The sequence below is a fragment of the Mesopusillimonas faecipullorum genome, assembly GCF_020539505.1.
Classification (GTDB): Bacteria; Pseudomonadota; Gammaproteobacteria; order Burkholderiales; family Burkholderiaceae_B; genus Mesopusillimonas; species Mesopusillimonas faecipullorum.
In genome coordinates, this window is the sequence record NZ_JACDXW010000003.1 from 157,622 (window position 1) to 178,793 (window position 21,172).

The following is a 21,172-nucleotide window of genomic DNA, read 5'->3' on the forward strand; positions in this document are numbered from 1 at the left end:
GGAGCTTACATGCAACACCTGATCGGGCTGGCCGGCTGGAGTGGCGCCGGCAAGACGACCCTGCTGGAGCGGGTGATTCCGGTTCTGGTAGCCAAAGGCTTAAGCGTATCTACCTTGAAGCATGCTCATCATGCCTTCGACATCGACAAGCCCGGCAAGGACTCCTATCGCCATCGCCAAGCGGGAGCAAGCCAAGTGATGGTGGCCTCGGGCAAGCGCTGGGCGCTGATGGAAGAGCTTACCGACGCTAAAGAGCCCGAGTTGCCCGAACTGCTGGGCCATATGCGGGCGGTGGATCTGATCATCGTCGAAGGCTACAAACGCCATGGCCACACCAAGATAGAAGTGCACCGCCAGGCCAACGGCAAGCCCTGGATCCACCCCGAGGACCCGCTGGTGCGCGCCATCGCCAGCGACGTGCCGCCCCCCGAGGGCTGCGCCCTGCCCTGGGCGCACCTGGACGATGCGCAGGGCGTGGCCGGATTGATGCTGGCCCATGCCCTGCCTTGGACACAAGAGGCGCTATAACGAAATCCCTTGATACACATCAAGGCAATACCCCCTACCGCATGATGGGATTAAGGTTTTCCTAAATTCAGCGGGAGGGATTCCATGCTTAAACCAAAACATTTCATCACCGCCCTGTGCGCAGCGCTCTCCCTGAGCGGCAGCGCTCTCCCTGAGCGGCAGCGCCCTTGCACAGGACGCTTCCGCCGACCAGCTGCGCGGCGTCGCCAAAACCATCTTCGCGCCGGTGCCGACCGCTGCGGAAATCATCAAGGAAAAAGGCTATACGCCTGAACAGATCCAGTTGGGCCAATGGCTGTTCTTCGAGCCGCGCCTGTCACGCAGCCACATTATCAGCTGTAATACCTGTCACAGCGTGGGCACGGGCGGTGCGGACAATATCCCCATCTCTATCGGCCACGGCTGGCAGCATGGCCCACGCAACTCACCCACCGTCTTCAATGCGGTATTCAACGCGGCACAGTTCTGGGATGGCCGCGCTGCCGACCTGAAAGAGCAAGCCAAGGGGCCCGTGCAGGCCAGCGTCGAAATGAACAACACCCCCGATGCTGTCGAGACCACGCTGCGCAGCATGCCTGAATACGTCGAGCTGTTCGGCAAGGCTTTCGGCGTCGAGTCCGACCCGGTCACTTTCGACAATATGGCACGCGCGCTGGAAGCCTTTGAGAGCACATTGGTAACGCCTAATGCGCGCTTCGACCAGTTCCTGGCCGGCCAGCCCACGCTCGACGAACAAGAACTCAAAGGCTTGAATCTCTTCATTAACAAAGGCTGTATTGCCTGCCACTCAGGGGTGAACGTCGGCGGACAAGGCTACTTCCCATTCGGCGTCATCAAGAAGCCTGGCGCCGAGATTCTGCCGCCTAATGACAAAGGCCGCTTTACCGTCACGAATACCGCTTCCGACGAATACGTGTTCCGCGCCGGCCCGCTGCGTAATATCGCCTTGACCGCCCCCTACTTTCACAGCGGGGAGGTCTGGGATCTCGAACAAGCCGTCGCCATCATGGGCTCCAGCCAGCTCGGCCACGAATTAGATGCGGACGAAGTCAAGGCCATCACCGCCTTCCTGCACACACTGACGGGCGAACAGCCGCAGGTCGTCTATCCGACCTTGCCGCGCAGCAGCATCGACACGCCCAAGCCGCAGCAGTAAGGCATCCATTGGGCATCAACCTGCTGGCGGGCTGATGCCCAAACGCCAATTTTTTGTTTGGCCTACCCACTAGCCCAGGTTGACGCCCTCGTGCAAGGCCACCAAACCTGCAGTCAGGTTGAAATACTTGACCTGCGACAAGCCCGCGTCGCGCAACATGCCGGCCAGGGTCTCTTGGTCGGGGTGCATGCGTATGGATTCTGCCAGATAACGATAACTGTCTTCGTCGCCCGCCACCTTTTTTCCCAGCCAAGGCAGCACATTGAAGGAATACCAGTCGTAAGCAGGCGCCAACGGCTTGGCCACGCGTGAGAATTCCAATACCAGCAGCTTGCCGCCCGGTTTAAGCACACGCCGCATTTCGGCCAGAGCTTGATCTTTATGCGTCATGTTGCGCAAGCCAAAAGCCACGCTCACCCTATCGAAATAAGCATCTGGAAACGGCAGTTTTTCGGCATCGCACACCGCCGTGGGCACCAACACCCCGGCATCGATAAGGCGGTCACGCCCTACCCGCAACATGGAGTCATTGATGTCGGTCAGCCAGACCTCGCCCGTCGGCCCCGCACGCTTTGCAAACGCTTTGGCCAAATCGCCCGTGCCGCCGGCAATATCGAGCACTTTCATACCGGGACGCACATTGGCGCGCCCTATGGTAAAGACCTTCCAGGCGCGATGCAGCCCCCCCGACATCAGATCGTTCATGACGTCGTAGCGATTAGCGACAGAGTGAAATACCTGAGCCACTTTGGCAGCTTTCTCGGCCTCGGCTACCGTTTGGTAACCAAAGTGTGTTTGGCCCTGTTGGGTGTCGGAATGATCTTTGTCTTGCATGAGCGCCGGATCCTGCATGTATGACTGATCATTTTAGCCCGAAGCCGACTGCACTAAGCCGCCGCCACCCGACATCAGTTATCCAAAAGACATGGAATGTTCACAAACCTGTAATAATGCATCCATATAGTGTTGGCTTGATCACTCAATTTTGCGTCCAGCCTATCTACGCCATGAGCACGACCATTCTCGTCATCGAAGACGAACCCGCCATCCAAGAACTGATCTCCGTCAACCTCAGCTTCGCCGGTCATAAAGTGCTGCGCGCTTTCGACGCCGAGCAAGCCCAGACCTTGATCCGCGCCGAACTGCCCGATCTTATCTTGCTGGACTGGATGCTTCCGGGTGCATCGGGAATTACGCTGGCCAAGAAACTGCGCAGCGAAGAACGCACCCGTCAAGTGCCTGTCATTATGCTTACCGCCAAGGGCGCCGAGCAAGACAAGGTAGAAGGCCTGGAAGCCGGGGCTGACGACTACATCACCAAACCGTTTTCGCCCAAAGAGCTGATGGCGCGCATCAAAGCCGTGCTACGCCGCCGCGCCCCTCAGCTTACCGACGACGTCATCAAGATAGGCACCCTTACGCTGGACCCGGCCACCCACCGCGTACATGGTGGTGACACCGCACTCTCGGTGGGCCCCACCGAGTTCCGGCTGCTGCACTTTTTCATGACCCACACCGAGCGCGTGTTTTCGCGGGCGCAGTTGCTGGACCAGGTTTGGGGCGATCACGTGTTCGTAGAAGAGCGCACGGTAGACGTTCATATCCGTCGCCTGCGCAAAGCGCTTGAGCCCAGCGGCCACGAACAGCACATCGAAACGGTGCGCGGCGCCGGCTACCGCTTCGCTATGCAGGTCGCTCCCACCCCCTGACGCAAACGCCCACAGCCTTTACACTGACGCCATTCCCAGCCATCGAAACGCCGGCCTGCCATCATGACCAAAACTTTGATCACCCTAGGTATGTGGGCAGCCGCCGCCTGGCTGATAAGCACTTGGGCAGGCGAAACTGCCGGCTGGGCGCTGCTGGTGGCGGGCTTGGTATGCATGATTCTGGTCAGCGCACGACAGCTCTCGCAGATCACGCGTTGGACGCGTAATGTGGATGACCCGCCCCCGCCCTCAGTCGGCCCATGGGACGATATTCTGGCCGTGGTTTACCGCAGGCTGCGTCGTAACCAACAAGAACTGAGCGACCTGAATCGCCACATGGACGGCATCATGCTGGCTGCGGAAGCCTTACCCGACGGCGCCATCACCTTGAATGAAGAGATGCAGGTGACCTGGTGCAATAGCGTCGCCAGCGAGCATACCGGCCTGGACCTTGCCAAAGACAAAGGCTTTAGTATTTTCAACATCGTGCGTGCCCCGGAGTTTGCCGCTTACGCACGCCAAAGCGAATGGCCCGAGCCCCTGCTGCTGCACCTGAGTCACGGCGACACCGAGCGCAGCTTGCTGGTGCAGCTAACGCGCTACGGCGATCGGCAGTTTCTGATCGTTGGCCGCGACGTCACCCAAATGGAGAAGCTGGAGACCACCCGCAAGGATTTCGTCGCCAACGTTTCGCACGAACTGCGCACCCCATTGACGGTACTGGCGGGTTTTCTGGAAACCGTGCACGACCTGCCGCCCGAGTCGCTAAGCGACGAGCAGCGCGAACATTATTACCACCTTATGATGGAGCAGGCCGGTCGCATGCAGGCGCTGGTCGACGACTTACTGACTTTGTCCACACTGGAGTCGTCGCCTTCCACCGCCGGAACACCGGTAAGGCTCGCCCCCATTATTGATCACGCCCTGCGCCAGGCCAAGATTCTGTCCAAGGATCAGCATGTTTTCGTGGCCAATATCGACCCTGAACTGCAAATCAACGGCATAGAGGCCGAACTGGGGTCGGCGGTCGGCAATTTGCTCACCAATGCCGTCCGCTACACGCCAAAAGACGGCACCATCACCGTTAGCTGGTATAAAACCGAGTCAGGCCAAGCCTGTTACTCGGTACAGGACACCGGCATAGGCATTGCGTCGCAAGACATCCCCCGCCTGACCGAGCGCTTTTACCGGGTAGACCGTGGGCGTTCACGCGCCACTGGGGGAACAGGCCTGGGCCTGGCCATTACCAAACATGTCGCCATGCGCCACGGCGCCGAACTGAATATACGTAGCCGCGTGGGTGCCGGAAGCACGTTCTCGCTCGACTTTCCGCCTTCCCGCGTCATTGCCCGTCACGCTTAAGCTTGGTTTTCCCCAGCTTTCAATTCAGTACGCTGCATCAACGCGCTTACTGTAGGATTAAGGGTTTGCATGCTTTGCCTACAGTGGGCCGCACCGGCCCCGGAGTGCCATGACCCCCCATCCGTACGAGCTGGACAAAGAACTCCCTTTACTCGAAGACATCCGCCTCTTGGGGCGGCTGCTGGGCGAAACCATACGCGAACAAGAAGGTGAATCCGCCTACGAGCTGATCGAGCATATTCGCCAGTTGGCCATCGCCGACAGGCGCGCAGATCAAGGTAGCGACGATGCCTTGCAAGCTTTGCTGCAAGGCTTGAGCAGTCATCAAACCCTGACTGTCGTGCGTGCCTTTACCTATTTCAGCCATCTCGCCAATCTGGCCGAAGATCAGCATTTTCTACGTCGACGTGACGTGCACGAGCGCCGAGGCGAACACTCCAGGGGCAGCGTAGCGAACGCATTGAACACCTTGCGCGCAGCCGGCATAGACAACAACGCCATTGCGCACATGTTGGAACACGCATATGTGTCTCCCGTTCTGACAGCACACCCCACCGAAGTACAACGCAAGAGCATCCTTGACACTGAGCGGGCGATTGCCGGCTTGCTGGCCCAGCGCAATCAATGGCTGCAGCAGTCCGGGCTTCCCGAGCCCGACGCGCGCTTGCCGGAACTGCTGGCCGACAACGAGGCCGCCTTGCGCATGCGCATCATTCAGTTGTGGCAAACCCAGCTTTTACGCTATACGCGCCTAAGCGTGCAGGACGAAATCGATAATGCCCTGAGCTATTACGACTCGACCTTCCTGCACGAGATTCCCCAGTTGTACGCTCGCCTAGAGAAGCAACTTGGCGCCGCCACGCCGCTGCACAGCTTTTTGCGCATGGGCCAGTGGATAGGGGGTGATCGCGACGGCAACCCCAACGTTACCGCCGAGACACTGCGCTACGCTTTGCAGCGACAAGCGGGCGTGGCGCTACGCCACTATCTACACGAGGTTCACGCCCTGGGCGCCGAGCTTTCCATGTCGCAGCGACGCGTACAAACCAGTACAGCCCTGAACCATCTGGCGCAAGCCTCGGGCGACCCCAGCCCACACCGTCAAGATGAACCCTATCGGCGAGCACTCACCGGCATTTATGCGCGTCTTTGCGCGACGATGCTGCACCTGGCACCCGGCAGCATGGCCCCGCATACCTCGCCGATAAGCGGCCAAGCCTACCCCGACGCCCAAGCGTTTCTTGCCGACCTGCACATCATCGCGCAGTCGCTGCAAGAACATCGTGGTGCCGCACTGTTGCCCGCACGGTTGCAGCCGCTTATTCGTAAAGTTCAAGTGTTTGGTTTCCATCTGACCACGCTGGATATGCGCCAAAGCTCGGATAAGCACGAAGCCGTTCTGGCAGAGCTGCTGAAAGTTGCACGCCTTGAACCCGACTATGCCGGCCTGAGCGAAGACGAGCGATGCGAGCTGTTGCAAAGACTGCTGAATGACGCCCGGCCTTTGCGCGTGCGCGGTCATCGGTATTCCGAACCCACCGTCGGCGAGCTTGCAGTTTTTGACGCCGCCGGGGTGGCTGTCGCCACCTATGGCCCGCAAGCCATCCGTCATTACATCATCAGCCATACCGAAAGCGTCAGCGATCTGCTCGAAGCGCTCCTGCTGCTGAAAGAGGCCGGCTTGCTACAAGGCCTGCTTCATGAAGAAGCCAGCACGCCGATTATCGTTGTCCCCTTGTTCGAAACCATAGAAGACCTGCGCCAGGCGCCCGACATCATGCGGCGCTATTACGCGGTGCCAGGCGTGGCACGCATGATGCTGCAATCGGGGGCTGAGCAAGACATCATGCTGGGCTATTCCGACAGCAATAAAGACGGTGGCATTTTCACCAGCAACTGGGAGCTCTACGTCGCCGAGACGGCCTTGGCCCGCTGCTTCGCGGACTTGGCCCAGCAACAAGGTCAAGAGATCCGCCTGCGCATGTTCCACGGTCGAGGCGGCGCCGTAGGACGAGGGGGTGGGCCCAGCTACGAAGCCATACTGGCTCAACCTCCCGGCACAGTGAAAGGCCAGATCCGTCTTACCGAACAAGGCGAGGTGATTGCATCAAAGTATGCCAACCCCGAAATCGGTCGACGCAACCTGGAAACATTGGTAGCTGCCACGCTAGAGGCCACACTGCTGCCCCAACAAGGGCAAGTGCCCGACACCTTTCTGCACACGGCACAACGCTTGTCCGACACCAGCAGGGCCGCTTATCGCCGCCTGGTTTACGAGACGCCCGGCTTTGCTTCCTACTTTTTTGACGCCACACCGGTGCGCGAGATTGCCGAACTGAACATAGGCTCACGCCCGGCCTCGCGCAAACCCGGGCAACGTCTGGAAGACTTGCGCGCCATACCCTGGAGCTTCGGCTGGGGCCAAAGCCGCCTAACCTTGCCCGGTTGGTATGGTTTCGGCAGCGCCGTGCATGACTTTCTGCACAATCCCCCCAACGAGCATCAGACCCGGTTGGCACAGTTGCAAGCCATGGCGCAAGAATGGCCCTTCTTTCGCACCTTGCTTTCCAATATGGACATGGTGCTGGCTAAAAGCGACCTTGACTTGGCTCAGCGCTATAGCACCTTGGTTTCCGACCCGACACTGCGGCACACAGTATTTGCCGCCTTACGTCAAGAATGGCAGCTTACCGTCGATGCCCTAAACCAGATTACCGATAGCCAGCAGCGTCTGGCCGGCAATCCCAGCTTGGCGCGGTCCATACGCCATCGCTTCCCCTACATAGACCCGCTGCATCACGTACAAGTAGAACTGCTGCGCCGGTGGCGTGACGGCGAGGCCGACGAGCGCATCCAGACAGCCATCCACATTACTATCAATGGTATTGCGGCTGCGCTGCGCAACACGGGCTAAACCCTATGAGCAAACCCCACTGGTCTGAACAAGGCCAAGAACCCGACTACCGCTTCACACTGGCCAATGAGCGCACGTTTCTGGCGTGGATACGCACCACCTTGGCCATCTTGGCGCTGGGCGTGCTGTTGCACCAGTTTTCTACCAAGCTCACGCCGCAGCTTGTGATTACAGCGCTGGCCATAGGCCTGTGCAGCTTGTCGTGCGCCTTGTGCGTACTGGCCTACCTACGTTGGCGCAATATAGAGCTGGCCATGCGCCTGAATCGCCCCTTACCGGTTTCTGTTTTACATGTGCTACTGACACTGGGTACGGTGGCGGTGGGCGCGGTGCTAACTGTGTTGTTGCTGCGTTACGCACTGGGCGGATGAGCAAACCGGCTGCCCCACACAGAGCCCACCCCCGCGACGTGGGGCTGCAAGCCGAGCGCACCAGCCTTGCCTGGCGCCGCACCGCATTGGCACTGTTGCTCAACACGCTGGTTCTGGCACGCTCGGCCTACCTTTCCAGCTCTATCATGCTGGCCGCCCTGAGCTTTATACTTTTATTTGGCACACTGACTGTATTCCTGTACAGCAGGCGGCGCGAATACGTCATGATACGCGACCCACAGCCGCCTAGCGCAGTGCCGCAAGCCGTAGCGCTGCTTACTGGTCTGGCTTTGGCCGCTTCATTTGTGGGCGTGCTGGCTGTGCTGCATTCACCCCCGCAGTAGCGCTCTTGGTTTGCAAACCAAGCCCTGCCTACGCTTGAAGGCACTCGACAACAGCACATTGACCCTGGCAGCGAAATACGCTATTATGTTTTGCTTGGCGCAAAGCGTATTTACCTTTAATGGCTTACGCGGTTGCCCAAGGCAGTTCTTTTATTTCAATCCGGAAGGAAACCCCCCATGTACGCGGTGATAAAAACCGGTGGCAAGCAGTATCGCATTGCCGCAGGCCAAAAGATCAAGGTAGAACAGATATCTGCAGACATTGGGCAAGCCATCACGCTGGACCAGGTTCTTTCTGTTGGCGAAGGCGAAACGCTGAAAATCGGCACGCCTTTGGTCGACGGGGCCACAGTCACAGCTACGGTACTTGCACAAGGCCGGCACGACAAAGTTCATATTTTCAAGATGCGCCGTCGCAAGCATTATCAAAAGCGCCAAGGCCATCGCCAGAACTACACCGAACTGCGCATCGACGCGATCTCGGCTTAATCCGCCTCGCAACCCACCCGCATTCGGTATTGTTTTAGCAGGAGATTCATCTCATGGCACAGAAAAAAGGCGGCGGCTCTACGCGTAACGGTCGCGACTCACAGGCCAAGCGCCTGGGCGTCAAGGTATACGGCGGCCAAGCCATCAACGCTGGTTCCATCATCGTGCGCCAGCGCGGCACCCAGTTCCACCCCGGCCGCAACGTCGGCATCGGCAAGGATCACACCCTGTTCTCGCTGGTTGACGGTAAAGTCAGCTTCAGCGTGGGCGGTGCGCAAAACAACCGCATCGTTTCGGTTGTTGCTGCCGAATAAACCCTAGGCTTTTTTGCCTAAGGTGTGATGGCCCTGCCTTATGGCAGGGCCATTTTGCTTTTTGCATTGAGTTTACACGCTAGAATCCATTTATGAAATTCGTAGACGAAACCACCATCGAGGTTGTCGCTGGCAAAGGCGGAAACGGCGTCGCCAGCTTCCGCCGCGAGAAGTTTATCCCCTTCGGCGGGCCCGATGGCGGCGACGGCGGGCGCGGGGGCAGCATTCATGCAGTTGCCGATCGCAACATCAATACCCTGATCGACTTTCGCTATGCTCGCCTGCACCGCGCCAAAAACGGCGAAAACGGTCGCGGCTCCGATCAGTACGGTGCTGCCGCTGCCGACATCACCTTGCGTGTCCCGGTTGGCACCATCGTCTACGATTACGAAACCGGCGAACAGCTGTTCGACCTGAACCAAGACGGCCAAAAGGTTACGCTGGCGCAGGGCGGCCAGGGCGGTATGGGCAATCTTCATTTCAAGTCCAGCACCAATCGCGCGCCCAGGCAATTCACCATGGGGCAAGAAGGCGAACAGCGCAAGCTGCGTCTAGAGCTCAAGGTGTTGGCTGACGTGGGCTTGCTGGGCATGCCCAACGCAGGAAAATCCACGCTGATCAGCAAGATTTCCAATGCCAAGCCCAAGATTGCCGACTACCCTTTCACCACGCTGCATCCCAACCTGGGTGTGGTGCGCACCTCGCCCTCCCACAGCTTTGTCGTGGCTGATATCCCCGGCCTTATCGAAGGCGCCTCTGAAGGCGCCGGCCTGGGCCATCTGTTCCTGCGTCATTTGGCGCGCACCCGCATCTTGCTGCATCTGGTCGACGTTTCCAGCCTAGATCCAGATGCCGACCCAGTCGAGCAGGCGGTGCAAGACGCTCACAGCATTCTTGAAGAACTACGCCGCTACGACACCGAGCTTTACAACAAGCCGCGCTGGCTGGTGTTGAACAAACTGGATATGCTGGGCGACCCCGCCGATGCTCAAGCTCGTTTTTGCCAAGCCATGAACTGGGACGGCCCCGTCTTCACCATTTCCGCGCTTACTGGTGCCGGCACACAAGATCTGGTCTGGAAACTGCAAGATTGGCTGGACGAGCAGCGTCGACTCGAAGAAGAGGCCATCAATCCCAAACCCGATCCGCGATTCGACCGCGCACCTCAAGACGACACGCCTTAAGCATTCCAGACTAAGCCGTCAACTTCCCGCAAGCACACTCATGTGCAGCCGGCTTTGCATTGACGGCCTTATGTTTTTGCCATGAATCAGCGCAGCGGTAAAATAGCTGCGCCTTTGTTCCTTCTTCCCTCCGTGGGCCCCATGTCCGCCAATTCCGTCTCTGCCGTCTCGACCTCTGAACGCATCGTTATCAAAGTAGGTTCCTCTCTCGTCACCAACGAAGGGCGGGGCCTGGATCTTCAGGCTGTCGAACAATGGGCCACCCAGGTTGCCGCCTTGCACGAACTGGGTAAACAGGTGGTGCTGGTGTCCAGCGGGGCCGTGGCCGAAGGCATGGCCAGATTGGGTTGGGCGCGGCGCCCTCATACCATGCACGAGCTGCAAGCCGCAGCGGCCGTTGGCCAGATGGGCTTGATCCAAGCCTACGAAGTGGCCTTTGCCCGCCACGGTTTACGCACTGCCCAGATACTGCTCACGCACGAAGACATGGCCGATCGCAGGCGCTACCTTAACGCCCGCACAACCCTGTATACACTCTTGTCCTTGGGTGTTGTGCCCATCGTCAACGAGAACGACACTGTGGTCACGGACGAAATCAAACTCGGGGATAACGACACCCTGGGCGCCCTCGTCACCAATCTGATAGAAGCCGAAACCCTGGTGATTCTGACAGACCAAGCCGGTCTGTTTGACAGCGACCCACGCAAGAACCCGCAAGCAAAACTGATCGCCACCGCCCGGGCAGGCGACCCTGCGCTGGAAGAAATGGCCGGCGGCGCGGGCTCTGGCATAGGTACGGGCGGCATGCTGACCAAGGTATTGGCCGCGCGGCGAGCCGCGCACAGCGGTGGCCATACAGTCATCGCCTCAGGCCGCGAACCCGAAGTGCTGCTACGCCTGGCTCGGGGTGAATACATAGGTACGGAACTGCGCGCAGAACTACCCGTGCGCTCGGCGCGCCAGCGCTGGCTGGCCAACCACTTGCGTTTACGCGGCAAAGTGGTGCTTGATGAAGGGGCGGTACGGGCTCTGCTGGAAGGCCACAAAAGCTTGCTGGCCATTGGCATTACCGCCGTACAAGGCGACTTCGAGCGTGGCGACGTGGTTGCTTGCGTCAACCCCGAAGGGTATGAAGTCGCTCGGGGCCTGATCAATTATTCCGCTTCGGATACAAGGCGCATCATGCGACAGCCCAGCCATAAAATTGCCGAGATCCTGGGCTCCATGTCGGACGCCGAATTGATGCACCGAGACAATATGATGTTTACGACCGTAGCTCTCCAGTAAACATATACCCCCATTTGTGCAAAGACTTAACCGGCAGTTCCAGCCCGTACTGCTGATCCAGCTTGCGGCGTAGACGGCTAACCAGTACGCCCAGCCTGCCCTGCGCCATACGAGTGGGGAGCACTTCTCCGGGTTCTATCGCCCGGATCAATTCCTCGTGTGTGGCACGCATCTCAGCTTGAGCGGTCAGGCACTGCAAAAAAGCACGTTCGGCAGTGGTCAAGGCAATTGCGCTACCTTCCAGGCTTTCCAGAACCCAGGCCTGTTGCGCTAAGTGCCAGGTTTTGTCGACAACAGCGGGCCTTGGGGCGGGCACCATGCGCCGAGCACCCGGCAGGCGGCGCAACAAGCTATAAAACACGCTACTTAGCAGGGCAGGCGAAGCGTTGCGCTCGCAGCAAATGTCGGCACCACTTTGCAAGGCGGTAATGACATTGACTTCGCTTAAGTCATCAAGCAAACTGACCACGCCGCACTCTGCATAAAGAGTGATGATCAGTTGAGCCCCTGCGCAGTTGGTGAGCAAATCGCCATCCAGCAAGATCAAAATGCTGGTGCTTTCGCCTGCTGCTTGCAGCACCCCTAGTGTTTCACGCAGATCATGCGGCGCCTGACTCAGGCGGAACTGGCTCGCGCCTGCGGCATGTCGCAAAGCGCTATTGCCAACTACGAAAACGGCAGTCGGCGTTCACCTAAAAGCATCTTCGCCCTGGCCGACGCCTTGCAAGTGCAAGCCCAGTGGCTTGCCGAAGGCAAAGGCGGCATGGAAGCCCCACCCTACAATGCGCCGCACCCGGCTGGCTCAGCCAAGCAACCCCCGCATCCCGCCCACACCCTCTCCGAACCGCTGCCTATACTGGCCCCTTGGCCTTTTCCCAAGATATCTCCCGATACCTATTGGTCACTGGACAGCAACGCACGCTTGCTGATCGAGAACACCGTAGGCAGCTTGATCACGTCATTACAAAAGTAAGCTCACGCCGCGCTTATTTTTGCTGGGCCTCTTGATGCTTGTTGTTGATTAGCTTGAAAAACGGAAGCCCCCAAAATATGAGGGCTCTGGGCTTGCTGCACCAAGAAGCGCTCAAGCCTTCCGCACGGGCGAAAGACCTGGCATGTACTGCTTTTTATGGCTGAACGGCGTACAGGAAAAGCTCTACGCGCCGGTTCATGGCTCGGCCTTCGGCGGTATTGTTGTCTCCCACCGGCGTGTTGGGGCCGCGCCCTTCTATCATCATGCGACCCGAGTTGACGCCACGGCTTTCCAGATAGTGGGTGACCGCTAATGCACGCTGCTCGGACAGGCGTTGATTCACCTGGGCCGTACCGGTGCTGTCAGTATGGCCAATCGCCTTGGCACGCAACTCGGGATGCTGCACCAGTGCCTTGGATACGCTGTCCAGCACGGGGAGAAGCTCGGGCTTCAAGGCGGATTTACCAGTGTCAAACGAGACATTGCTAGGTATGTTGACCTTGAGCGTGCCGTCTGGCATTTCGATGACGTCTATGCCCAAGCTGGACGCACCCGACTGCTGAACGTCTTTTTTGATGCCTTGCCAGTTGTAGCCGACGATACCGCCCGCTACCGCCCCTATGCCGGCCCCTATCAAGGCTGCTTTGCTGCTGTCGCCTATGATGGCCCCAAGGCCTGCCCCCACTGCGGCGCCCGCACCGGCCCCGGTGGCGGTACGCCCGCCTGTGCCCATATTCCCCATGGTTTCGTTTACGCTTGCGCAGCCTGCGAACAATGCGACTGCGCACAGGCCGGCTGCCAACTTACTCACATGCAAAGACGGTTTCATGTTTACTCCTCATTAGACGGCGCTAAGCTTGCGTCGGACAGGGAACATGCTAGCAAGAGGCGGCGCCCACTATTGTTACTTATTATTTCTTGGCAGCACTAATGTGCATAACTCAGCCGTCCTTCCAGCCTGCGACTGTAGCGCGACATCCCAAAGCAAAAGATGAAGTAAATGGCCGCAATGAACACATAAGCTTCCAGGCTATAGCTTTGCCACTGGGCATCAGCCACCGCAGCCTTAGCCGCTTGAGTCAGGTCGAATAAGCCGATGACGACAACCAGAGAGGTGTCTTTGAACAATGAGATGAAGATGCCCGTCAGAGGTCCGATGACCGCGCTTAAAGCCTGAGGCAACACGACAAACCGCATCTGCTGCCAATACCCCAGCCCCAGTGCCGAGGCACTGGCATATTGCCCTTTAGGCACACCCTGCAAACCGCCACGCACAGTCTCGGCAATATAGGCCGCCACAAACATCACAATGGCCAATTGCGCGCGCAGCAGCTTATCGACCTCCCAACCAGCAGGCAAAAACAAGGGGAACATGACAGACGCCATGAACAACAGGCTGATCAGAGGCACGCCTCGTATCAACTCTATGTAGATCACACACAAGGCCTTTACTACAGGCATTTGCGAGCGGCGCCCTAGCGCCAGCACCACGCCAAGCGGAAACGCCAACGCTATACCAAAGGTGGCGAGAATCAAGGTCAGGGGCAAGCCGCCCCATAAGCGGTTCTCTATAAAAGGCATGCCCAGTACGCCGCCCCACATCAACAAAGCGACGGCTGCCAGCACGAGCACCCACACCCATAGCAACCAGGGTTTCCAAAACCTTCGGGCCGCCGATAACAGCACCACTCCTATCAAGAGCACGCAAGCGATCAGAGGCCGCCATTGCTGGTCATAAGGGTATAAACCAAACAAAATCAGCCGATACTTGTCGGCGATGAACTCCCAACGCGCACCGAACAACAACCATTCGAGTACCGGCGGCACCACGACCAGCAAGCCGCCTAACACCAAGACCGACATCAAAGCCGAAAAAGGCGTGGCAAACCATTGCCTGAGCCAAGCCCAGCGACTGACGCGAGAACGGATGGCAGGCTTAGCCATTACGCATGCCCCTCCGCGTCAAGCGATGGTTATAAAGATTCATCAACGCCGAGATCGTCAAGCTGACGGTCAGATAGGCCGCCATGATGATCAATACCCCTTCAACCGCTTGCCCCGTTTGGAGAATGCCCGTGTTAACCACCGACACCAAATCGGGATAGCCGATAGCCACCGCCAGTGAGCTGTTCTTGGTGAGGTTAAGGTACTGGCTGGTCATGGGTGGCACGATGATGCGCAAGGCTTGAGGTAAAACAATGGTGCGCAGTACCTGGTGCTGCGTAAGACCCAAAGCCACGCCGGCTTGCCACTGCCCCCTGCCCACAGCCTGCACCCCCGCCCGTACGATTTCAGCCATGAAGGCCGCGGTGTACAGCACCAGCCCCATCAGCAAGGCAGCCAATTCTGGGCTGATCGTCAGGCCACCCACAAAGTTGAAGCCTTCCAGCACGGGAGTCTGCCACGACCACCCTGCCCACCACGCTTGGCCGCCCTCGTGCACGGGCCAGGGCAAATGCATGCCGCGGTTGGAAAGAAACACGCCGGCAAGGGGTTCCCAGGCGTGACGGGGGCGCGGCAAAGTTTCGGTAAAAAGGGCATACCAGAAGAACAGCTGCAACAGCAGGGGGATATTGCGTATGAGCTCTATATAGGCCCCCGCTACGCCCGTCAGCAGGCTGTTGCGCGCCAGCCTGGCCAAACCGATGGCAACGCCCAGCAAGGTTGCCAGCACGGCCCCCAAGGCTGAGACAAACAAGGTGTTGACCAAGCCCACGCTGATGGCGCGCAAGTACGTATCGGTGGGGGAGTAGGGAATCAAAGACTCGCCTATGGCAAAGCCGGCTTCTTCTTCCAGAAAACCAAAACCTGTTGCCACACGCCGTGCCGCCAGATTGTCGAACAGCGTAGAAACCAAAAATGCCGCCACACCAACGACGGTGAGCAGCAATAACACTTGCCAGACTACCGCGCGCGCATTCGTATCCGAACGGCGGGGCGGGCGGCGCTGCGAACGAGAATCGCTAGGCGTAGACATGAAAAGGCAAAGGAGAAACAACAAGAAATCCTCGGGCACGATATCATATCCATGCCCCTACGGACGTACGCCGTCTACGCCTGAAGGGCCTTGCAACGCAGCGCTCCAATACCCATGATCGAGTTCCAACACGTCTTCAAAGCCTATGGCCGCAGCAAGAACATCCTGGCAGACATCAATTTCAATGTCGACCCGGGTGAGTTCGTCTTCATTTCGGGGCCGTCAGGCGCCGGCAAGTCAACGCTGCTTAAACTGATTGGCGGCCTCGAACCACCCAGCCGCGGCGCCGTCTTCGTCAATCGCCAACGCGTCGATAAACTGCCGGCCCGAGAGCGCCCTTATCTGCGCCGTGCCGTAGGCATCATTTTGCAAGACACCCATCTGCTGTTCGATCGCAACGCCACGCAAAACGTCATGTTGCCCCTGGCCATCATGGGTCTGGATACTCGCGCCGCCGCCGCCCGAGCGCGGGCGGCACTAGACAAAGTCGGCCTGGCCGGCAAAGAAGATCTGAACCCTGTGGAAATGTCGGGAGGCGAGCAACAACGGCTGGCGATTGCACGCGCCATCGTCAACCGCCCCACCATTTTGATTGCAGACGAGCCCACCGCCAACCTTGATCAAGAAAGCGCGCGTCGCATTATGGATGTCTTTCGCGACTTCAATCAGGTGGGGGTCACCACACTGATCGCCTCACACGACCGCCCCCTCATGGCCCGCTACGCCAACCGCACCTTGCATATCGATGCAGGACGATTCTCGGATTCGTCGGGAGTCACGCCATGAAGCGCTGGCTGCGACAACATCGGTACGCGCTCGCCATTGCCGTGCGCCGCCTACTGGCCCAACCTTTTTCCTCGCTATCCAATCTGCTGGCTATCGCCCTGGCATTGTCAGTGCCCATCGTGGGTACGGCCATCCTGCTGGCGGCCCAACCCGTGGCACGCGAGGTATCGGTTTCGCCCGAGATCACCCTATTCATGAAGCGTGACGCCCCTACCGATGCCGTCAACGACATCAATAGCAAGTTGCGCAACGAGTTTTCAGACGACGTCGTCGACACTCGTATCGTGACGCGCCAGCAAGCTTATAAAACTCTGCAGCGCAACCCCAACTGGGCTGATGCGCTTTCGGTGCTGCCCGAGAACCCCCTGCCTGACTCCATCGTCGTTACGCTGGCCGAAAGCGCCAATCTGGCCAGCCGAGCCGACACCTTGGTCAAGACCTGGCGCGAGTGGTCCAGCGTCGACCTGGTCCAGCACGACAGCGCCTGGGTACAAAGGCTAGAGGCCCTTTTGCGATTTGTACGCATAGGGCTGGGGCTGCTGGCATTGGGGGTCGCCTTGGTCGTGCTGGCAACCGTGTTCAATACCGTGCGCATGCAGGCCCTGGCGCAACGCGAAGAAATCGCCGTCGCCCGCCTGGTGGGGGCCACCGAATCCTTTGTGCGACGCCCTTTTCTGTATTTAGGGGCGCTCATAGGGCTATTGGCCAGCCTGGTCGCCATAGGCTTAAGCGCGCTGGCACTATCGCCACTTAATGCGGCACTGGCACAACTGGCTCGAAGCTACGGTTCCCAACTGGCTTTGCAATTACCCAACGGCGCCAGCCTGGCCCTGGCCACCCTGGCTGTAGTCATATTGGGGGCTATTTCCGCGCTGTGGTCGGTCAACCGCAACACCCGGTTCTGATGCCTGCTCTCTCTCTTGCATCGACGGCGGGGTTTGCGCAAACCGTCGTAGCCTGGCAGCGTGTGTACGGGCGGCACGACCTACCTTGGCAAGGCACGCGTGACCCTTATCGCATCTGGCTGTCTGAAATCATGCTGCAACAGACCCAGGTCGCCACGGTTATCGCTTACTACACGCGCTTTCTCGAACGTTTCCCCGATGTTCAGGCCTTGGCTGCCGCCACCCAAGACGAAGTCATGCCTTACTGGGCCGGCTTGGGTTATTACGCCCGCGCTCGCAACCTGCATCGCTGCGCGCAAATAGTCTGCGAGCAATGGCAAGGGCGCTTTCCTACCAACCCCGAAGACCTTCAACAACTGCCGGGCATTGGGCGCTCTACCGCTGCAGCCATCGCTGCTTTTTCGACCGGCATGCGCACGCCCATTCTGGATGGCAACGTCAAACGCGTATTCGCCCGCTACTTTAGCTTTCGCGAACACCCTGGGCTGCGCCTGGTGGAACAACGCATGTGGGCCTTGGCCGAAGACATCGTGGCTCAAGGGCCCGCCGACTTGGACATGGTTGCCTACACCCAAGGCATGATGGATCTGGGCGCCAGCCTGTGCTCTCGGGGCAAGCCGCAATGCGATGCCTGTCCGCTAGCGCAGGGATGCCAGGCGCGCGCAGACGGCACCCAGCATCTGATACCCGCCCCTAAGCCCCGTAAGGCCATACCCGAACGCGAATGCCATGTCTTGATTCTTGAGAACGCACAAGCCGTACTGCTTCAACGCCGTCCTTCCAGCGGCATCTGGGGCGGGCTCTGGACCCTACCGCAATTCGACACCGAAGCCGAGTTACAGCAAGCCTGTAGGCACTACGGCTTGGCATGCGCCAAAGACCGCCGTATGGCCAGCATGGTCCATGTGTTTACTCATTTCAAATTGACCATCACCCCCTGGCATTTAACCAATGCCTCAGTAGTAACAGAGCCGGCAGCAGACCAGCAATGGGCCGCGCTTTCCCGCTTACCGAGTGTGGCGCTGCCCGCCCCCATCAAAAAACTGCTGGAAGGCCTTTACCCTACTCATGGCACTCAGCTGCTGTAAGCACTATGGGCGTAAATGGTTTTGCGGTTCGTTAAGCCTGTTAGGCAAGCCGGTCTAAGCCTCTTGCCTAACAGAACCTACTCCTCACTCTGCTTTAAAACCACCGCATTGTTAAGCCTATAAATCAAGCCTTGCGGGTCGTTTTTAACCAGTTGGAACTGCCCCCTGACTGTCGCCGTTCCGCCCTGAGCCAGAACAAAGTCTTTGGTGTTGACCTCGACAAGCCCAGTAGGGGTGGGCGGTTCGCACTCGGCACATATAAAGGCGTGATCGCTCAGCAAAAACTGCTTGCTGGGTTTGCCGGCTTCCGCTGTCGGAGTCACAAACCCAACGATAGACAAGGTCTTGCCATCCAACTCCAATACCGAGGGCAAGAAGGTCGCCTGGGACTGGCTGCCCTTGCGTACCACCATCGCCCTGGCCAACTCTCCCCAAAGCACGACATCGCTGGGGGCATCTTTGTAGGCGTCGGCACTGAGAGGCGTGGCTTCGTGGTGATGCCCATGGGCATGATCATCCTCGCCATGTGTGTGAGCATGCTCATGCGCCTTCCGAATGTGGACTTGCTGCGCAGGGTTGGCGTCGTCGGCCTTAGCCGGCGCAACAAGCATAAGCACAGAAAAAGCGACGAGGCCAAGCACACTGCCCCCGGCAACCGCAGGGGGCGCGCTCGACCTTCCGCCTATTTTGGATGCATATCCAAAATACCGGGAAAGTCGAGCCATGCTTACAGCTCCTCGCCAGAGGTGTAAACCTCTTTGCCATCCACATAAGTACGAACCGCGTGCAGATCTTCCAGAGCTTCATCGGAAATCGTCATGAAGTCTTCGGACAGCACGACGAAGTCAGCCACTTTGTCGGCCTCTATCGAACCTTTCATATCGCTTTCTTCGGTCAGGTCAGCGTAGTAGTTGGTAAACAAACGCAGTCCGGTCTCACGCGACAAACGTTGGTCTTTGCCACCACCTTCCACACCATCGCCGTAGACACCATCGGTAATGGTGTCACGCGTGATGAAATGGTACATGGCCCAGAACGGGTTGGTTGGAATCACCGAAGAGTCGGTCCCTCCCGAAGTTTGCAGGCCGGCATCCAGGAAGTTCTTGACCGGTGTGATCTGCGAAGCGCGCCACATGCCAAGATAGCGTTTAAGCACCGGTGCGGCCAAGTACAGGTGATCTTGTGCCGACATGCTGATGTTCAAAGCCTTCAACCGTGGAAGCTGGTCATCCCGCACAACGAAACCGTGCTCGACCGCCCAAGGGTGCTCTGTACTGAAAGGCTTTTGCGCATTCGCCGCTTCATAGGCCTCCAAAGCGATGTCCATCGCTGCATCACCCACAGCATGCACAGACATACGCCATCCCGCCAGATTCCAATCGGTGGCGACTTTGTTGATAGCTTCCTGCGCAAACAGCGGCGTCCCAACATACCCATCAGGTTGTCCCGGTGGATTGTCGTAGGGCACGCTCATGTAACCGCCTTCGAAGCCGCCATCCAGCCCCACCTTGATCCCCCAGGTTTGCATCCATTCGTCTCTGTCATTGGGGCCAATATTAGCCGCCTCCAACTCTTCCAAGGTAGGCCCACGAAACAGCACGCTATAACGCACGGTGGATTTGCCCGCATCCGCCAGCGCCTTCAGGTCTTGATACGCTTGAATGCTGGTTCCGGGAATACGGATGTTGGTCAAACCATACGAGTTGATGACCTTTTGCTCAGCAAGAATATTGGCTTGCCGCTCTTCAGCATTGCGCGCTGGGCGAGCCGTCGATTTCAGGCTGGGGTTAACAATGCCGGGGGTATAGCCTGCCTGCTGGTTTCTGGCGCCATTCACAATTTCACCCGTCAACTCACCTTCGTGGGCTGCCGCGCCGGGAATACTTGCCGCTTGCGCGGCATTGATCTTAGGTAGCGAACCATCAGGCGGCGGCAGGGTGTTTTCGTCGTAACCCCATAGCGCCAGCGCTGATTCGCTAAGAAAATAACTGTGTCCGCCTCGTTTCAATACGACGACACACCCAGGTGCGGCTGCCTCGAGCTCGTAGGCAAAGGGCGTGCGCTGCTCGGTAAGCTGTGCCTCATGCCAATCCGCATTAGAGACGAACATGGTGCGCTCACCCGTTGCTGGGTCCGTAGCGGCGCAATCCAAGCCAGAGTTCTGCACGTATTCGGTCACCGCATCGAACAGCTCCTGAAGGTTGCGCACCTTTCCTGCGGAGAGATCCAAGCCGATATCCATACCCACTGCAGCATGGAAATGGTTGTCGGACATACCGGGAATAACCGTACGGCCTTTCAGATCGGTAACCTGGGTTTTGTCGCCCACGTAGCGCTGAATGTCTTCTTTCGTACCTACCGCCACGAACTTGCCATCGCTGACAGCAAAAGCCTCGGCAATGTTGAAGTCGGCATCCACCGTCAGGACCTTACCATTGGTGTAAACCGCATCCGCAGCGGAAACCGATGGCGGCGGCGTGGGCGCGGGGTCGCTGCTGGAGTCGCCATCGCCCCCACAGGCCGCCAGCAAGGCTGACGATACCGCAACCGCCAGCCAGGCTTTTCTAAAGACCAATACGTTCTGCTTCATTTTGTGCTCCTCCTTAAGATTCGTTGAATCCTAAAGGAAGCAACTGCTTTCCACACTGAGGAAAACCCCAGCAGCGCATGTCCAGTATTTGTGAACAAAGCAAGAAACCGCATAAGGCCAATCCTGTATCCACTGATGCAAACTTGGTGCTCAGCCGCAACTTTATTGGCTTTAACGCGAAACGCACGCAGGCGT

The 21,172-nt window shown here is 58.5% G+C and carries 22 protein-coding genes; 15 read left to right on the forward strand and 7 right to left on the reverse strand.

Features of this window, described 5'->3' with window-relative positions:
- Positions 1-9: 9 nt before the first annotated feature.
- Positions 10-528, forward strand: coding sequence for a molybdopterin-guanine dinucleotide biosynthesis protein B (mobB, locus tag H0484_RS07255; protein WP_226953882.1), 519 nt, complete (start codon positions 10-12; stop codon positions 526-528).
- A 226-nt stretch (positions 529-754) separates the two neighbouring features.
- Positions 755-1,684, forward strand: a complete 930-nt coding sequence (locus H0484_RS07260; RefSeq protein WP_315859937.1) for a cytochrome-c peroxidase — start codon at positions 755-757, stop codon at positions 1,682-1,684.
- A gap of 69 nt (positions 1,685-1,753) precedes the next feature.
- On the opposite strand, the gene ubiE is transcribed toward H0484_RS07260, so the two are convergent.
- Positions 1,754-2,518, reverse strand: a complete 765-nt coding sequence (gene ubiE / locus H0484_RS07265) for a bifunctional demethylmenaquinone methyltransferase/2-methoxy-6-polyprenyl-1,4-benzoquinol methylase UbiE (RefSeq protein ID WP_390624821.1) — start codon at positions 2,516-2,518, stop codon at positions 1,754-1,756.
- Between the two features lie 173 nt (positions 2,519-2,691).
- Here ubiE and phoB point away from each other — a divergent pair, with 173 nt between their 5' ends.
- The 9 genes from phoB to proB all read left to right on the forward strand — a co-directional run bounded on the left by phoB (position 2,692) and on the right by proB (position 11,658).
- Positions 2,692-3,393: a phosphate regulon transcriptional regulator PhoB gene (gene phoB, locus H0484_RS07270; protein ID WP_226953884.1), complete on the forward strand. Its 702-nt coding sequence runs from the start codon at positions 2,692-2,694 to the stop codon at positions 3,391-3,393.
- A 63-nt stretch (positions 3,394-3,456) separates the two neighbouring features.
- The gene (phoR, locus tag H0484_RS07275; protein ID WP_226953885.1) at positions 3,457-4,755 is read left to right on the forward strand and encodes a phosphate regulon sensor histidine kinase PhoR; all 1,299 of its coding nucleotides are present in this window, start codon (positions 3,457-3,459) and stop codon (positions 4,753-4,755) included.
- 109 nt (positions 4,756-4,864) lie between these two features.
- Positions 4,865-7,669, forward strand: coding sequence for a phosphoenolpyruvate carboxylase (ppc, locus tag H0484_RS07280; RefSeq protein WP_226953886.1), 2,805 nt, complete (start codon positions 4,865-4,867; stop codon positions 7,667-7,669).
- Positions 7,670-7,674: 5 nt separating this feature from the next.
- The gene (locus H0484_RS07285; protein ID WP_226953887.1) at positions 7,675-8,040 is read left to right on the forward strand and encodes a YidH family protein; all 366 of its coding nucleotides are present in this window, start codon (positions 7,675-7,677) and stop codon (positions 8,038-8,040) included.
- On the forward strand, positions 8,037-8,384 hold the full coding sequence (locus H0484_RS07290; protein WP_226953888.1) for a DUF202 domain-containing protein: 348 nt from the start codon (positions 8,037-8,039) through the stop codon (positions 8,382-8,384). The genes H0484_RS07285 and H0484_RS07290 overlap by 4 nt, the downstream gene beginning before the upstream one ends.
- A 177-nt stretch (positions 8,385-8,561) precedes the next feature.
- Positions 8,562-8,873, forward strand: a complete 312-nt coding sequence (rplU, locus tag H0484_RS07295) for a 50S ribosomal protein L21 (protein ID WP_226953889.1) — start codon at positions 8,562-8,564, stop codon at positions 8,871-8,873.
- Positions 8,874-8,926: 53 nt separating this feature from the next.
- Complete coding sequence (rpmA, locus tag H0484_RS07300; RefSeq protein ID WP_226953890.1) at positions 8,927-9,187, forward strand: 50S ribosomal protein L27; 261 nt, start codon at positions 8,927-8,929, stop codon at positions 9,185-9,187.
- Positions 9,188-9,279: 92 nt separating this feature from the next.
- Positions 9,280-10,371 (forward strand): GTPase ObgE, encoded by a 1,092-nt coding sequence (obgE, locus tag H0484_RS07305; protein ID WP_226953891.1) that lies wholly within the window; start codon positions 9,280-9,282, stop codon positions 10,369-10,371.
- Between the two features lie 141 nt (positions 10,372-10,512).
- Positions 10,513-11,658 carry a glutamate 5-kinase gene (proB, locus tag H0484_RS07310; RefSeq protein ID WP_226954122.1) on the forward strand — a complete coding sequence of 382 codons (1,146 nt, stop codon included), beginning with the start codon at positions 10,513-10,515 and terminating at the stop codon, positions 11,656-11,658.
- On the opposite strand, the gene H0484_RS07315 is transcribed toward proB, so the two are convergent.
- Complete coding sequence (locus H0484_RS07315; protein ID WP_226953892.1) at positions 11,636-12,310, reverse strand: helix-turn-helix domain-containing protein; 675 nt, start codon at positions 12,308-12,310, stop codon at positions 11,636-11,638. The genes proB and H0484_RS07315 overlap by 23 nt on opposite strands.
- Between H0484_RS07315 and H0484_RS07320 the strand changes: the two genes are divergently transcribed.
- On the forward strand, positions 12,302-12,631 hold the full coding sequence (locus tag H0484_RS07320; protein WP_255644622.1) for a helix-turn-helix domain-containing protein: 330 nt from the start codon (positions 12,302-12,304) through the stop codon (positions 12,629-12,631). The genes H0484_RS07315 and H0484_RS07320 overlap by 9 nt on opposite strands.
- A gap of 154 nt (positions 12,632-12,785) precedes the next feature.
- Here the strand turns inward: H0484_RS07320 and H0484_RS07325 are convergent, their stop codons facing one another.
- The 3 genes from H0484_RS07325 to H0484_RS07335 form a co-directional block, all read right to left on the reverse strand.
- Positions 12,786-13,460 carry an OmpA family protein gene (locus tag H0484_RS07325; RefSeq protein ID WP_390624822.1) on the reverse strand — a complete coding sequence of 225 codons (675 nt, stop codon included), beginning with the start codon at positions 13,458-13,460 and terminating at the stop codon, positions 12,786-12,788.
- 98 nt (positions 13,461-13,558) lie between these two features.
- Positions 13,559-14,575 carry an amino acid ABC transporter permease gene (locus tag H0484_RS07330; protein WP_226953894.1) on the reverse strand — a complete coding sequence of 339 codons (1,017 nt, stop codon included), beginning with the start codon at positions 14,573-14,575 and terminating at the stop codon, positions 13,559-13,561.
- Positions 14,568-15,608 carry an amino acid ABC transporter permease gene (locus tag H0484_RS07335; protein WP_226953895.1) on the reverse strand — a complete coding sequence of 347 codons (1,041 nt, stop codon included), beginning with the start codon at positions 15,606-15,608 and terminating at the stop codon, positions 14,568-14,570. The genes H0484_RS07330 and H0484_RS07335 overlap by 8 nt, the downstream gene beginning before the upstream one ends.
- Positions 15,609-15,722: 114 nt before the next feature.
- Here H0484_RS07335 and H0484_RS07340 point away from each other — a divergent pair, with 114 nt between their 5' ends.
- Genes H0484_RS07340 through mutY form a run of 3 tightly spaced genes read left to right on the forward strand, consistent with a single transcriptional unit; the run spans position 15,723 to position 18,387 of the window.
- Entirely contained in the window at positions 15,723-16,394 is a 672-nt protein-coding gene (locus tag H0484_RS07340) for a cell division ATP-binding protein FtsE (protein ID WP_226953896.1), read from the forward strand.
- Positions 16,391-17,299 carry a cell division protein FtsX gene (locus H0484_RS07345; RefSeq protein ID WP_226953897.1) on the forward strand — a complete coding sequence of 303 codons (909 nt, stop codon included), beginning with the start codon at positions 16,391-16,393 and terminating at the stop codon, positions 17,297-17,299. Before H0484_RS07340 ends, H0484_RS07345 begins: the two co-directional genes overlap by 4 nt.
- Positions 17,299-18,387, forward strand: coding sequence for an A/G-specific adenine glycosylase (mutY, locus tag H0484_RS07350; RefSeq protein WP_226953898.1), 1,089 nt, complete (start codon positions 17,299-17,301; stop codon positions 18,385-18,387). The genes H0484_RS07345 and mutY overlap by 1 nt, the downstream gene beginning before the upstream one ends.
- Before the next feature lie 77 nt (positions 18,388-18,464).
- On the opposite strand, the gene H0484_RS07355 is transcribed toward mutY, so the two are convergent.
- Both H0484_RS07355 and H0484_RS07360 read right to left on the reverse strand, forming a co-directional pair.
- Positions 18,465-19,112 carry a hypothetical protein gene (locus H0484_RS07355; RefSeq protein ID WP_226953899.1) on the reverse strand — a complete coding sequence of 216 codons (648 nt, stop codon included), beginning with the start codon at positions 19,110-19,112 and terminating at the stop codon, positions 18,465-18,467.
- A 2-nt stretch (positions 19,113-19,114) separates the two neighbouring features.
- Positions 19,115-20,977, reverse strand: a complete 1,863-nt coding sequence (locus H0484_RS07360) for an amidohydrolase (RefSeq protein ID WP_226953900.1) — start codon at positions 20,975-20,977, stop codon at positions 19,115-19,117.
- Between the last annotated feature and the right edge of the window lie 195 nt (positions 20,978-21,172).